Annotated in this window: 11 protein-coding genes; 6 read left to right on the top strand and 5 right to left on the bottom strand. The window is 52.0% G+C overall.

The features are described 5' to 3' along the window. Positions 1-97: 97 nt before the first annotated feature. Positions 98-1,132, top strand: a complete 1,035-nt coding sequence (gene adhP / locus BLS59_RS24805) for an alcohol dehydrogenase AdhP (RefSeq protein ID WP_091154037.1) — start codon at positions 98-100, stop codon at positions 1,130-1,132. Positions 1,133-1,227: 95 nt separating this feature from the next. Here adhP and BLS59_RS24810 read toward each other — a convergent pair whose 3' ends face one another. The 5 genes from BLS59_RS24810 to BLS59_RS24830 form a co-directional block, all read right to left on the bottom strand. Then, entirely contained in the window at positions 1,228-2,040 is an 813-nt protein-coding gene (locus tag BLS59_RS24810) for a universal stress protein (protein ID WP_091154041.1), read from the bottom strand. A gap of 49 nt (positions 2,041-2,089) precedes the next feature. Beyond that, positions 2,090-3,466, bottom strand: a complete 1,377-nt coding sequence (hemN, locus tag BLS59_RS24815) for an oxygen-independent coproporphyrinogen III oxidase (protein ID WP_091154045.1) — start codon at positions 3,464-3,466, stop codon at positions 2,090-2,092. Beyond that, the gene (locus tag BLS59_RS24820) at positions 3,456-3,905 is read right to left on the bottom strand and encodes a Rossmann-fold NAD(P)-binding domain-containing protein (protein ID WP_091154049.1); all 450 of its coding nucleotides are present in this window, start codon (positions 3,903-3,905) and stop codon (positions 3,456-3,458) included. Before BLS59_RS24820 ends, hemN begins: the two co-directional genes overlap by 11 nt. 83 nt (positions 3,906-3,988) lie before the next feature. Then, the gene (locus BLS59_RS24825; RefSeq protein WP_091154052.1) at positions 3,989-5,041 is read right to left on the bottom strand and encodes a response regulator; all 1,053 of its coding nucleotides are present in this window, start codon (positions 5,039-5,041) and stop codon (positions 3,989-3,991) included. Then, a complete protein-coding gene (locus tag BLS59_RS24830) occupies positions 5,038-6,225 on the bottom strand; it encodes a sensor histidine kinase (protein ID WP_091154056.1) in 1,188 nt (395 codons plus the stop codon). Before BLS59_RS24830 ends, BLS59_RS24825 begins: the two co-directional genes overlap by 4 nt. Before the next feature lie 221 nt (positions 6,226-6,446). On the opposite strand from BLS59_RS24830, the gene BLS59_RS24835 reads away from it, so the two are divergent. The 5 genes from BLS59_RS24835 to BLS59_RS24855 are packed head-to-tail and all read left to right on the top strand — an operon-like array spanning position 6,447 to position 14,373. After that, on the top strand, positions 6,447-8,831 hold the full coding sequence (locus BLS59_RS24835; protein WP_091154059.1) for a phosphoketolase family protein: 2,385 nt from the start codon (positions 6,447-6,449) through the stop codon (positions 8,829-8,831). Continuing rightward, a complete protein-coding gene (locus tag BLS59_RS24840; protein WP_091154062.1) occupies positions 8,819-9,220 on the top strand; it encodes a hypothetical protein in 402 nt (133 codons plus the stop codon). The genes BLS59_RS24835 and BLS59_RS24840 overlap by 13 nt, the downstream gene beginning before the upstream one ends. Further along, positions 9,207-10,865: an alpha-glucan family phosphorylase gene (gene glgP / locus BLS59_RS24845; RefSeq protein ID WP_091154065.1), complete on the top strand. Its 1,659-nt coding sequence runs from the start codon at positions 9,207-9,209 to the stop codon at positions 10,863-10,865. The genes BLS59_RS24840 and glgP overlap by 14 nt, the downstream gene beginning before the upstream one ends. A 1-nt stretch (position 10,866) precedes the next feature. After that, complete coding sequence (gene mgtA, locus BLS59_RS24850; RefSeq protein WP_240315334.1) at positions 10,867-13,431, top strand: magnesium-translocating P-type ATPase; 2,565 nt, start codon at positions 10,867-10,869, stop codon at positions 13,429-13,431. Positions 13,432-13,485: 54 nt separating this feature from the next. Beyond that, the gene (locus BLS59_RS24855) at positions 13,486-14,373 is read left to right on the top strand and encodes a universal stress protein (protein WP_091154072.1); all 888 of its coding nucleotides are present in this window, start codon (positions 13,486-13,488) and stop codon (positions 14,371-14,373) included.

The raw sequence follows: 14,373 nt of genomic DNA on the forward strand, positions 1-14,373 counted from the left end.
ATCATTTAAATACCTGTCCGCCGTCATTTTTTAAACCGCGGCAACGACCCATATTTACCAGTCTTAAAGAATGATTTAACCTTTTAATCTACAAAAAATGATACCTAAAAAAATGAAAGCAGCCGTGATCCACGCATTCGGCGAGCCGCTGCAGATTGAAGAAATGCCGGTCAGAGAGCCCCGCGAGAATGAAATACTGGTCAAGGTGATCGCCTGCGGCGTATGTCACACCGACCTGCATGCCTGCCAGGGCGACTGGCCGGCTAAACCCAAGATGCCGCTGGTGCCGGGGCATGAAGCCATTGGTTATGTAGCCGCCATCGGCCCGGGCGTTCAGCACCTGAAAGAGGGTGACGTGGTGGGCGTACCCTGGCTATACAGCGCCTGCGGCTGCTGCGATTATTGTTATACCGGCTGGGAAACCCTTTGCGAGGCCCAGCAGAATGGGGGCTATAGCGTAGACGGCGGTTTTGCTGAATACGTCGTGGCAGACGCCCGGTATGTGGCGCATTTACCGGGAAATATCAATTTCACGGAAATGGCGCCCATTATTTGTGCAGGTGTTACGGTATACAAAGGCTTGAAGCAAACCGATGCCAAACCCGGGGAATGGGTAGCCATTTCCGGGATCGGTGGTTTAGGGCACTTGGCGGTGCAGTATGCCAAGGCGATGGGACTGCATGTCGCCGCTATCGATATCGCTGACGATAAACTGGCGCTGGCCAAAAGCCTGGGTGCCGATCTTACCGTTAATGCCAAAGAAAATGATCCGGGTGAATACCTTAAAAAACTAACCGGGGGTATGCATGGCACGCTGGTAACCGCCCCGTCCAGGATCGCCTTTAACCAGGGCTTAAGTACGCTTAGACGCAAGGGGGTGCTTTCCCTGAACGGCTTGCCGGCCGGGACTTTCGATCTGTCCATATTTGATACCGTGATCAACGGTACGACGATCCGGGGTTCTATCGTAGGCACCCGCAAGGATATGGAAGAAGCTATTTCATTCGCCGTGGAAGGAAAAGTTAAAGCTACGGTCAAACCTGCCAGGCTGGAAGACATCAACGCCGTATTTGATGATATGAAAAAGGGCGACATCAGCGGCCGGATGGTGCTGGAAATCGCGAAGCCATAACGCAAGGGAAGGTAAACCGCTAAAAGGCATGAACACCCGCAGGTTTGCGGGCGTTCATGCCTTTTGCTTGGGCGCAGGTTTATCGCCGGGATCAGTTAAGCCGGAATAGCCAGCAAGGGTATGGTTAAACCTGAAGCCATTGCCCGGGTTTTGCTGCGGTGCACGACCGAAGACCAGAAACCGTAGGTCTTCGGCACCATGATCAACAGGTCGGCTTCTGTGGCCACGATCTCCTGCCGTATTTCCCCGATAACGGCATCTGATCTTATTTGCTTATAGGCGTAAGCGATGCCTTCCAACGCCGCGGCAATGACCTCGCTGTCCCCGGCGCCGGTATCTGGGCCGCTGGTTTTTTCCGCTACAAAAAAGACTTCCAAATCTGCTTTGAAGGCTATTGCCATCGCTTTTATTCTTGGCAGAAGATCCGCAGGCAGGCCGTGCAGCATATCGCAGGCAAAAATAATTTTCTTAAGACCGTCAAAGCGGGCGCCTTCCGGTACCGCGAGCACGGGGCAGTTCAGTTTCCCGATCACGGCGGTTGTGGTATTGCCCAAAAGGTCCTGTTTTAAACTGTCGGGCTCCATACCCATGACCACCAGTTCAGCTTCGTACTTCACCAGGAGATTTTCCAGTTCTTCGGGGATAATGGCATACGAGGACTCGTAGTTTACCCCGATAGCATAAATTTCCGCGATCTGTTCCGCTCGTTTTTTCAGACGGTCCTGGTTATCGGACTGCAGGCCGTCAAAGTCTGCAACCGTAAGCAGCCCGTTGGCTGCAGGTACCGGAATCGTAAAGGCATTAAAAAGCACCAGCCTGGCCTGGTAGCGTTGGGCGATTGCGGCGGCATAATCCACTGCATTTTCGGCCAGCGCTGAAAAATCTGTGGCGGCAATGATCGTTTTCATAACATATTTGTTTAATGTAGATTAGCTGTTCATAAATTGTCTGCGGTACCTAAATAGCCATGCTGAATAAGCGGGTCGTCGGCTGGGCCGCCCATAAGCGGGCATCCAGCGCCATGCAGATATTGCGCAGGTAACCTTCGCCTTCCGGTGTCACTTTCAGTCCCAGGGAACTGAGTTCGATCAGCCCGTCATCCGCGAGCGGCTGCAGGCGGTCAATGGCCTCAAAGACGGCGGCGCAGGGTTCGGTATGGTGGTTCCAGCTGGTCCGGCCCGTACACATGATGTTCAGGATATGCCGCCGGATGATCAAATCTTCAGGGGTCATGAGGTGTCCTTTCAGTAGCGGAAGCTTTTCTTCATTCACCGCTTTTAAATAGTCTTCTACCACCTTTATATTTTGGGCATAGGCGCTGTCCGCATCGCTGATAGCCGATACACCGAGTCCGATCAATAGCTTACATTGGTGGGTGGTATAACCCATGAAATTCCGGTGCAGGCGGCCGTTTGCCGCAGCCTCCAGGAGCTCATCACCCGGAAGGGCGAAATTATCCATGCCGACTTCCCGGTAGCCATAGCCTCTGAGCAGGCTTCGCCCGGTTTCATGCAGCTTTAACTTGGCGGCAGGAGCTGGGAGGTCCAGTTCGGTAAATTTCCGTTGTCCAGGTTTGAGCCAGGGCACATGGGCATAACTGTAAAAGGCTATTCTTTCCGGTTGCAGTTCGGCTACCTTCCGTAAGGTGCAGGCCAGTCCGTCCAGTGTCTGTAAAGGCAGGCCATAGATCAGGTCATAATTGATCGAGGTGTACCCGATTCGCCGGGCCTGCCGGGTGACGGCGGCGACTTGTTCAAAGCTTTGCCGGCGGTTGATGATCTGCTGCACTTTCGGGTCAAAATCCTGGATCCCCAGGCTGAGCCGGCGGAAACCCAAGTCGAATAGTGTTTGCAGGTGTTCCACGGTCGTATTCGCGGGGTGTGCCTCAAAACTGAAGGCCGCTTCCGGGTGAACGCTTGCTTTTTCCAGCAGGCCGCGAATCAGAGCCTGCAGGTTTTTTGCACTGAAAAACGTCGGCGTACCACCGCCCAAATGGATCTCGCGAATGACCGGTGCCGCAGCCATGATCTCCAGGTAGTGCTGCCATTCGCTGATCACCGCAGCGATGTAAGGCTCTTCGACCCGGTGGTTTTTAGTGATCCGCGTATTGCAGCCGCAATAGGTGCACAACTCTTCGCAAAATGGTAAATGGATATACAGGCTGATACCTGCTGACTGGTCATTTTCCGTAAAAGAGCGCCGGACGCTATCCGCCCAGGCTTGCCCGTCAAAACCGGCGGTGTCCCAAAAGGGCATGGTCGGGTAACTGGTATAACGCGGCGCTGCCACCTGGTACTTGTCAGAAAGGCGCAGGGAAGATACTTTAGTGGTCATTGGCCGGATTGTTTTCGGTTGGAGATTGGACGGCCCTGCAATCTTTAGCACAAATGCAGGCATTACCCACGCATTTATTCAGTTGCCAGCGGTCGAGGTTTTTGATGGTTTGATCGGCGATCTCCTGCAGGGCTTCCGGTGCCTGACCGGGGACGTTAGCCAGTTTGACGCCAAACCGGGCTGCCGCGGCCGTATCGATATGATCCGTACCGGCGGAACGGGTCGTAATAAACCGGATACCCATCGCGGCGAGTTTTTCCATAACCGGCGCGGAAACCTCGTCACTGGTAAACACGATAACGGCCTCCTTGCCCGCTGCATACGTCAGCGTATCCGGGCCCAGCGGGTTGGAGATAAGGGTAATATCATGTTTTTTTTGATTGGCCCGGGCCAAAAATTCTTTTTCGAAAGGTTTGATACTGTACGCGACCGTCTTCATCCGCTATAATTTTGTTTAGCTACAAAACTACCGGTCCAAAGCTCCCCCCACGTGAGCAGTATCAGTAAAAAAAGTGATCTGCGTCAGTTTTTCATTTTGGCCAGACGCGCCATATCCAGAATGGTAATCGTACTGCCCTTTTTGTCGATCAGGCCCTCGTCCTTAAAATCCGATAAGGTACGGCTGACCGTTTCGGTAGCCATGCCGGCCATCGCGGCGAGATCTTCCCTGGAGATACGGAAACTTTCCGCCCCGGAATTTTCACCGCGGGACAGGCGCACCATGGCTTCGGCCATCCGTTTGCGGACAGAATGGTAGGCCAGCTGCATGAGCTGATCCTCTTTTTCCCGGATATCATTGGAGAGTAATTTGATGAATTCGCGCGCAACGACGGGGTACAGGTCAAGCAGTTGTTCCAGCTGGTCCTTCGGGATCAGGCACAATAAACTATCTTCCAGCGCGGTCGCCGTATCCGTAAAGGCTTCGCCGGATAACAAAGCATTGACTCCCAAGTAACTGTCGGCAGAAAACATGCCCGTCATCAGTTCCCGTCCGTCCTCCGCCAGTTTGATGGTTTTGATCCGTCCGCTCATGACCAGGAAAAGGTTATTGCCTTTATCCCCTTCGTAATAGATCACCTGGTTCTTTTTGAATTCACGGCCCTTGCGCTCCTCGATGATCTTTTTTAATTCCAGCAGGCCATCGCTTTTAGAGACAATGCTGTTGAGCCGGTCCAGCGATTTACTGTAAAAATTCAACTGGATCTCTTTCTTTTTCAGCCGGCTTTCAATGGCGTTTAACAACTCCATATCATCAAAAGGCTTGGTCAGGTAATCATCCGCGCCCATTTCCATGCCCTTGCGCAGATCGACCCGCTCGGCTTTCGCCGTCAGGAAGATAAAAGGGATCGCGGCGGTTTCGGGTTTCTTATTCAGCATATACAGTACGCCGTAGCCATCCAGCTCCGGCATCATGATATCGCACAGGATAATGTCGGGCAGCTCCCGTATGGCCAGTTCCACGCCTTTTTTTCCGTTGGCGGCGGTATGGGCCGTATAACCGGCCAGTTCCAGTATTTCCGCTATATTTTCGCGGATATCGTCATTGTCTTCGATGATCAGTACTTTTTTGCTCATAGGATCGGTAATGAAATAGTAAATAAGGTGCCCTGGTTCACTTCGCTTTTAAAGCTCACCTGGCCATGCATCAGGTCGGCATACCGGGCAACGATATTCAATCCCAGGCCGGTGCCGGGTATATTGCCCGTGTTATGTGCACGGAAGAAGGCTTCAAATAAATGTTTCTGGTCAGTTTCCGGTATGCCGATACCGTTATCCTTAATGGTAACCTGGCACCCCTGTTCGCTGATTTCGGTATTAAATTCAATAAACGTGTTTTCCCCGGAATATTTTATGGCGTTGCCGATCAGGTTGACCACGCAGTTTTTGAGCAGGTTCTGATCCAGCCGGACCATATGCTGCGTACCGGTATGCTGGTAGATAATGTTTTGGTTCTGTTTGGCCAGCAACTGCATTTCTTCGGTGATCTCTTCTGCCAGTTTGACCAGGTCAAAGCTGCTGAAAGCCGGTTCTACTTTTCCCGCTTCCAGTTTTTCAAGGGAAAGAAAATCATTTAAGATAGCCGTCAGGTTGCCTACCGCGTTTTTGATCTTGCCGACATGTTTGCTGATATTGGGGTTCCCGTAAGACAGGGCGTATTTTTCGATCAGGGAGGCGGATAATTGTACAGCGCTCAGCGGGGTCCGGAACTCGTGCGAGGCCATCGACACGAACCGGCTCTTTAAGATCCCGAGTTCTTTTTCTTTTTCCAGGGATTCACTGACCTCTTCTTTGGCCAGCTCCAGGGCTTGTACCAGGCGTTGCAGGCTTTGGGTCCTTTCAGCCACCTGTTCTTCCAGTTGTGCCGCGTATTCTTTTAATTGCTCCTCCGCTTCTTTTTCCCGGCTCAGGTCATGGATAAAACCGGTGTATATATTTCTACCGGAATAAGCGACTTCGCTTACCCCCAGCCGGAACGGGAAAATGGACCCATCTTTTCGCAGGCCTTTTACTTCTCGGCCGATACCGATGATATGCGCCTGACCGGTCCGCTGGTAACGTGCCAGGTATTCATCGTGCTGCTCTTTATCCGGCGGCGGCATCAGCATGGAAACGTTTTTACCGATAACTTCTTCGGGGGTGTACTGAAACAATTTACAGCCCGAGGGGTTGATAGATTCAATGCAGCCCCGGTTGTCAATGGTAATGATACCATCGATGGCATTCGCAATAATTGCATTTAAAAGGGCCGCATTTTCCATAATCGCAAATATCAAGATTACAAGTCAAACTAAATATAATTAATTTCAGGTGAAAAAGTGATCGTGATCATTTTTTGGACCCGGTTGGCTGTTAATTGCGCTTTCTCTGTATGTTTAGGGTGACGCAGATCATCCTTATCCTGATAATGATGATGATCATTTTTTGGGAACCTCCCTTCGCTTAACTTTACCAACACCGCTACATAAATTTTAGATCAAAAATGGAATCATCAGCAATCAATATACCAGAAAACCCCTTGCCGCCCGGGCTGTTGCAACAAATGAACGCTTATTGGCGCGCGGCCAATTATCTGTCCGTGGGGCAGCTCTATTTGCGGAACAACCCTTTACTGAAAGAACCGCTGAAGCTGGAGCATGTAAAAAATATGCTGCTGGGCCATTGGGGAACTACGCCCGGCCAGAATTTTATTTATACCCACCTTAACCGGATCATCAGGGAATACGATCTGAACATGATCTATGTTTCCGGCCCTGGTCATGGCGGGCCGGCGGTAGTTGCCGGAACCTATTTAGAGGGCACCTATACCGAAGTCTATCCGAACATCACCCAGGACGAAGAAGGCCTGAAAAGGCTCTTTACCCAGTTCTCTTATCCCGGCGGGATCTCCAGCCATGCGTCACCGCAAACACCCGGCTCGATCCATGAAGGCGGCGAACTGGGGTATTCTTTAAGCCACTCTTTTGGAGCAGTGATGGATAACCCGGACCTGGTGGTCGCCTGCGTAGTCGGCGATGGGGAAGCCGAAACCGGGCCATTGGCTACCGCCTGGCATTCCAATAAATTTCTCAACCCGCTGACCGATGGAACGGTGCTGCCCATCCTGCACCTGAACGGCTATAAAATTTCAAACCCGACGGTGCTGGCCCGCATCAGCCACGAAGAACTGGAGCAACTGTTCCGGGGCTATGGCTGGAACCCCATCTTTGTGGAAGGCGATGAGCCGGAACAAATGCACCGGGACATGGCAGCTGCCCTGGACTACGCGGTGGACCGGATCAAACAGGTCAAATATGATGCGGAACACCCGAACGGACAGCGTCCGCGCTGGCCGATGATCATCTTGCGGTCACCCAAAGGCTGGACGGGGCCCAAGGAAGTACACGGCTATAAAATTGAAGGTAACTTCCGGGCACACCAGATCCCGCTGGCGGTTTCCGCAAGTGCACCTGCGGAACATCTGCAGATCCTGGAAAACTGGATGAAAAGTTATAAGCCCGAGGAGCTGTTTGACGAAGCAGGTAAATTATTGCCGGAACTACAGGCTTTGGCGCCCGAAGGCGAACGCCGGATGGGCGCCAACCCGCACGCCAACGGCGGCAACTTATTGCGCGATCTGCGCCTGCCCGATTTCCGGAACTACGCGGTAACCGTGGATGCGCCAGGCGCAGACGGTGAAGGCGATACCTATGTCAGCGGCCGCTTCCTGCGCGACGTGATCAAAGAGAATCAGGAAAAACGCAACTTCCGCATCTTCGGCCCGGATGAAACGGTATCTAACCGCCTGGATATCATCTTTGAAGCAACCAACCGCCAATGGGACGCGCCGATTGCCGAACATGATGAGTTTCTGGCTGCTGACGGCAGTGTGATGGAAATGCTGAGCGAGCATCAGTGCGAGGGCTGGCTGGAAGGCTACCTGCTGACCGGCAGGCATGGCCTGTTCAATTGCTACGAAGCCTTTATCCATATCGTCGATTCGATGTTTAACCAGCATGCCAAATGGTTAAAGGCTAGTTCCGAACTATCCTGGCGGCGCAAGATCGCCTCGCTCAATATTTTATTGACTTCCACCGTATGGCGACAGGACCATAACGGCTTTACCCACCAGGACCCGGGCTTTATCGACCATGTGGTGAATAAAAAAGCGACGATCGTACGGGTCTATTTACCGCCCGATGCCAATTGTTTATTATCAGTCATGGATCATTGCCTGCGAAGCTATCATTATGTGAACGTCGTCGTGGCGGGCAAGCACCCCGCACCGCAATGGCTGAACATGGAACAGGCCGTGGCGCATTGTACGCGTGGTATCGGCATCTGGGATTTTGCGAGCAATGACCAGGAAGCAGATCCCGATGTAGTCATGGCCTGTAGCGGCGATGTGCCTACGCTGGAAATTCTGGCGGCGGTTTCCATCTTAAGGGAGCATTTGCCGGAACTGAAGATCAGGGTCATCAACGTGGTCGACCTGTTTAAGCTGGAGAAGAGCACCGAGCATACGCATGGACTGACCGACAAGGACTATAACGAACTCTTCACGACGGATAAACCGGTGATCTTCGCCTTCCATGGTTACCCCTGGCTGGTACACCGCCTGACTTATAACCGCGCGAATAATGTAAATATGCATGTGCGCGGCTATAAAGAAGAAGGTACTATCACGACTTCTTTTGACATGACCGTACTGAACGAGATGGATCGCTTCCACCTGGTGATGGATGTGATCGACCGCCTGCCGCAAACCGGCAGCAAAGGGGTTTATCTCAAACAACAGCTTCAGGATAAACTGATCGAACATAAACATTATATCAACACGAATGGCAAGGATATGCCCGAAATACTGAACTGGAAATGGAAAGCATAAAACAGGGCGGGATGCGCCGTTATTATAAATATTACCGGGTAAATTTAAACGATACCGCCGTTACCGAAATCCCGGTTAACGACTTTAAACCCGTCAGCGCCAAACCTTCAGGTACGCTGACCCTGGACCGGGATAGCTTGCTGTTCAGCGATATCGGGCAGGCGATGGAGAAGGCAAAGGATGGTGCGCAGGCTTATATTGCGCAACTGATCGAAAGGGGAGCGGAAGGTTTGCCAGAACTGCTGCAGTACCGGATGGATCATTATGAGGACCTGAACATTAACCTGGTGGATGCCAATATCCAAAAAGAAGAAATTGAAATGCTGACCGATCCCAGCTTTGCATATAAACCTTATAGAATATCGCCTGACTACGATGACCCGCAATGAAATTCTCGGCTATACGCCGGATGAAAAATACAATACCCCTGTCGCTTATTTTTCCATGGAATTCGCGATCGACCAGTCACTGAAAATTTATAGTGGCGGACTGGGGTTTCTGGCCGGTTCGCACCTGCGCAGCGCCTATGAACGGAAACAAAACCTGGTCGGGGTCGGTATGCTTTGGAAATATGGCTATTACGACCAGGGCCGGGACGGCAATGGCCTGATGAAGCCGGAATTCATTGAAAAGGATTATTCGTTCTTACAGGATACCGGGATCATATTTACGGTAACCGTGCACGATGCCCCTGTCCACGTGAGGGCCTGGCTGCTGAAACCGGAAACCTTCGGATCAGCGCCCCTGTTGCTGTTAAGCACGGACGTGCCGGAAAACGATGAACTTTCCAGATCCATCACCCACAGCCTGTACGATCCTAATGAAACGACCCGGATCGCCCAAACCATTGTTTTAGGTATTGGCGGCGCTATGTTGCTGGATAGGTTAGGTATGGAGCCGGAGGTTTACCATATGAACGAAGGGCATTCGGTTTCCCTGAATTTTTATTTGCTCAGCAAATATAAAAGCCTGGAAGAAGTGAAAAAGCGGGTCGTCTTTACCACACATACGCCGGAGATGGCGGGTAACGAAGCGCATAGCTATGACCTGCTCAAAGAAATGTCGTTTTTCTATCACCTGCAGGCGCACGAGGCCAGGTCTATACTGGGCCTGGAGGGAGATAATTTTAATTATACCCTGGCGGCGCTTAAGTTCGCCCGGAAAGCGAACGGCGTTTCCAAACTGCACGGCGAGGTCGCCCGGCAGATGTGGGGCAGCAATCCGGCCGTTTGCGAGATCATCTCCATCACCAATGCGCAGAATAAAGCCTATTGGGCGGATCCGCTGATCGACCAGGCTATGGCCGCTGATCAGGATGAAGCGATCATTAACCGGAAAAAGGAACTCAAACGGGAATTATTCAAAGTAGTGGCCGATCAATGCGGCAAACTTTTTAAAGAAGAGGTGTTGACCATCGTCTGGGCCAGGCGCTTTGCGGGCTATAAACGTGCCGACCTGCTGATGCGGGACTGGGACCGGTTTATAGCCCTGGTTAATAACAGCGCCCTCCCCGTACAAATCATCTGGGCGGGAAAGCCTTACCCGGAAGATATGGAAAGCATCGGACTGTTCAACCAGATCATCAGCAGGGCAAAACCATTCGCTAACTGCGCCGTGCTGACGGGGTATGAACTCGGCTTATCCGCTTTGTTAAAAAAAGGATCGGATGTCTGGCTGAACAATCCAAGGATGTACCGGGAGGCTTCGGGCACCAGCGGGATGACCGCTGCCATGAACGGCAGTATCAACCTGTCATTGCCTGACGGCTGGGTACCCGAGTTTGCCAAAGATGGGGAAAACGCTTTCCTGATCCGGCCCGCAGCCGATGAACTCCCCGTAACGGAAAAGGACCGCCTGGAAAACCTGAGCCTGATGGATACGCTGGAACAGACCGTTATACCGATGTATTATAATGAGAAAAAGCATTGGCTCAGCATCCTTAGAAAGGCGGCAAAGGATGTCGTTCCGATGTTTGAAGCCGGCCGGATGGTGCGGGAGTACCAGGAACAATTATATGCCCCCTCAACCCCATAAATTGGAAAAGATCAAAGATACCGCGCCGGGTAGTTTCTGGCAATTAAGCGAAGCAGAAGCCACAAGCGGCCTCAACTGCAGTAACAAAGGGCTGAGCGGACAGGAAGCGGCCGTAAGGCGCAAGCAATACGGCCCCAATACGATCAAAGCCAACGGCCGGTCATCCGGTTTTTTTTTATTTCTGTCGCAGTTCAAAAGCCCGGTTACGATCATGCTGATCGTAGCGGCACTATTGTCAGCGGCGCTGGGTGATGTGGCCGATACGGTGATTATCCTAACGATCGTTCTGATCAGCAGCCTGCTGGGCTTTTGGCAGGAGCGCGGCGCGGCCAACGCGGTAGCCGAACTCTTAAAAATGGTGGCCCTGCATTGCGCGGTACTCCGGGACGGAAAGTCACGGGAAATCTCTTTGGACGGGGTAGTTCCAGGCGACATCGTGCTTTTGTCGGCCGGTGATGTCATCCCGGCGGACAGCCTGATCCTGGACTCGCAGGAACTTTTCGTGGATGAGGCCGCCTTTACCGGCGAAACCTACCCAGTGGAAAAGAACGCCGGTGTTTTACCTGCCGATACGCCGCTGGCCAAAAGAACCAATGCGCTCTTTATGGGTAGTCATGTGATCAGCGGAAAGGCCAGTGTGCTGGTGATGAAAACCGGCTTGCAAACCGAGTTCGGGAAAATTTCGGCCGGCCTGCAGGCTAAGGTGCCGGAAACCGATTTTGAAAAAGGCATTCGTAAGTTCGGTTATATGCTGATGGAGATTACGCTGGTGCTGGTGCTCGTCATCTTCGCTATTAATGTCTTCTTGCATAAACCGGTGCTGGACTCTTTTTTGTTTTCCCTGGCGCTGGCCGTGGGCTTAACGCCGCAGTTGCTCCCCGCCATCATCAGCGTTAACCTGGCCACCGGCGCGCGGCGTATGGCTAAGCAAAAGGTCATCGTTAAACGCTTATCGTCTATCCAGAACTTTGGCAGCATGGATATTTTATGCTCGGATAAGACCGGCACGATCACCGCGGGCAAGGTGAAGCTGAAAGATACGCTGGACAGTAACGGACAGCACAGTGACAAGGTTTTGCAATATGCCTGGCTGAATGCCTCGCTGCAACAGGGTTTTCATAACCCGATCGATGAGGCGATCTGCCTGGGTCATAAAGGCGCGAAGCCCGCTTATACAGTTCAGACGGAAATTCCTTATGATTTTATCCGCAAAAGACTAACGATACAGGTCAAAAACGGAAAAGAAAATTTCGCCGTTACCAAGGGCGCGCTGCGCATTGTCCTGGACATTTGTACCAAAATAGAATCCGGCGATGGTAAAGTAAGCAGTCTTGTTGCAGGCAAAGAAGCGATACTCAAGCAATACGAAGCTTTAAGCGCGGCTGGGTTCAGAACCTTAGGGGTCGCCTATAAACCCGGCGATGCAGCTAAGGATTTCACCAAGGCCGATGAAAAGGACATGGTCTTCCTCGGCTTTATTACTTTGTTTGACCCGCCAAAACCCGGCGTGGCCGCTACGCTGGGTAAGCTCAATAACCTCGGCGTGAAGCTCAAAATCATCACCGGCGATAATGCGCTGGTGGCGAAAAGCCTGGCTTTGCAGATCGGTATTGAAAAACCCCTTATCCTGACTGGTGCGGCCATGCAGAAAATGAGCAATGCCGCCCTGAGCCACCAGGCGCCGCTGACCGATATTTTTGCGGAAGTAGAGCCCAATCAAAAGGAACGTATTATTACCCTGTTGAAAAAAGCGGGCCATGTGGTTGGCTTCATGGGCGACGGGATCAATGATGCGCCGGCATTGCATACCGCTGATGTCGGTATCTCGGTAGATACCGCGGTGGATGTCGCCAAGGAAGCGGCGGATATCGTGCTATTGAGCCGCGACCTGGACGTGCTGGTCGATGGGATCATCGAAGGCCGTAAGACTTTTGCCAATACCATGAAGTATATTTTCATGGCGACCAGCGCCAATTTCGGCAATATGTTCAGTATGGCGGGCGCATCCCTGTTCCTGAAATTCCTGCCTTTATTGCCCAAGCAGATCCTGCTCACGAATTTAATGACCGACTTTCCCGAAATGACCATCGCGACCGACCGGGTCGATGCGCTGAATATCCAGTCGCCCCAGCGCTGGGATCTGGGCTTTATCAAACGCTTTATGATCACTTTCGGACTGCTCAGTTCGGTATTCGATTACCTGACCTTTGGCGTCTTGCTGCTGATCATCCATGCGGATGAAAAAGTATTTCAGACCGGCTGGTTCATCGAATCGGTGATCTCGGCTACCCTGATCGTATTGGTGGTCCGCACCCGGCTGCCATTTTTCAAAAGCCTGCCGGGCAAGTACCTGCTTGTTGCCACCGTTGCGGTACTGCTGCTGGTGCTGGCGCTGCCTTTAATGCCGGCGGCGCTTTGGTTCGGCTTTACCCGGCTGCCCCTAACCTACTATAGCTGGATGCTGCTGATCATCGCGGCTTATATGTTCTCCGCGGAGCTCGCCAAATACTGGTTTTATCGCAAGATGAACAAGGCAATGAGCGGGGGCGGTCTCCGAAAGCAATGAATTTTAGTGACGCCGCTCATTTTATGGGCCGGCTTTTATGATCAATTTTATAGGATGAAAACAATAGCTGTACTTACTGACCTGTCTGAACGCTCCATACAAGCGGCGCGCTACGCACTGTACCTGGCGCAAAGGGTCAAAGCCGATATCCTCCTGTTCAACGCCTTCCTAGTACCTTCCGATATAGCCATGGCGGCGGGGCAGATATCCTGGCCGGTAAATGAATATGAATCTACCAAAGCAGATGCTGAACGTAGTTTAAAGGAACTCTGTGAAAAGCTGGAAAAGGAGCTGAGATCAAAAAATGCACCAGGAACCCCGTTGCCGGCCATTACCTGGCAATGTGAAGAGGCGCCGGTCGCCGCGACGCTGTCTTTACTGGAGCAAAATAAGGAACTCATCCTGCTGGTGGCCGCTACTCATGGCGCTGATAGGATACAGACCTTCGTGCTGGGCAATAATTGCAGGGAGCTGATCGATGCCGCGGGTTTGCCGCTTTTACTGGTTCCGGATAATGCCCCGGTTGCAGATCTGGAAAAACTGGTTTTCGCCACCGACCTGGATAGCGGCGATATCGTTTATATCAATGCGCTTACCCGGCTGGCCGAAGCATTTTCCGCCTATATCACCATCGTCAATGTAGATCCTGAAGTGCCTTCAGATAGCGAACATAATCAGCGGGTTAACGCATTTATGCAAGAAATGGTACTCAAAGTTGATTACCGGCATATCAATTACCGTAACATACCTAACCGGCATGTAAAGAAAGGGTTAAATGCCGTTCTCGAAATAGAACAGCCGGGTATGCTCGTCATGGTTCACCGGAGGACCAGTTTCCCCGATTTCTTTTTAAGGTCCAGCCACACCAAAAAAATGGCGGCACATGCGGCGTTTCCTTTATTGGTCTATCCCTTTCCTGCTGATCGGGTTCCGCTGTTTTAG

The organism is Mucilaginibacter pineti (assembly GCF_900101875.1).
Lineage (GTDB): Bacteria > Bacteroidota > Bacteroidia > Sphingobacteriales > Sphingobacteriaceae > Mucilaginibacter > Mucilaginibacter pineti.

Coding starts and splice junctions, on each gene's coding strand:
- adhP (WP_091154037.1), top strand. CDS start 98: ATGATACCTAAAAAAATGAAAGCAGCCGTGATCCACGCATTCGGCGAG.
- BLS59_RS24810 (WP_091154041.1), bottom strand. CDS start 2,040: ATGAAAACGATCATTGCCGCCACAGATTTTTCAGCGCTGGCCGAAAAT.
- hemN (WP_091154045.1), bottom strand. CDS start 3,466: ATGACCACTAAAGTATCTTCCCTGCGCCTTTCTGACAAGTACCAGGTG.
- BLS59_RS24820 (WP_091154049.1), bottom strand. CDS start 3,905: ATGAAGACGGTCGCGTACAGTATCAAACCTTTCGAAAAAGAATTTTTG.
- BLS59_RS24825 (WP_091154052.1), bottom strand. CDS start 5,041: ATGAGCAAAAAAGTACTGATCATCGAAGACAATGACGATATCCGCGAA.
- BLS59_RS24830 (WP_091154056.1), bottom strand. CDS start 6,225: ATGGAAAATGCGGCCCTTTTAAATGCAATTATTGCGAATGCCATCGAT.
- BLS59_RS24835 (WP_091154059.1), top strand. CDS start 6,447: ATGGAATCATCAGCAATCAATATACCAGAAAACCCCTTGCCGCCCGGG.
- BLS59_RS24840 (WP_091154062.1), top strand. CDS start 8,819: ATGGAAAGCATAAAACAGGGCGGGATGCGCCGTTATTATAAATATTAC.
- glgP (WP_091154065.1), top strand. CDS start 9,207: ATGACCCGCAATGAAATTCTCGGCTATACGCCGGATGAAAAATACAAT.
- BLS59_RS24855 (WP_091154072.1), top strand. CDS start 13,486: ATGAAAACAATAGCTGTACTTACTGACCTGTCTGAACGCTCCATACAA.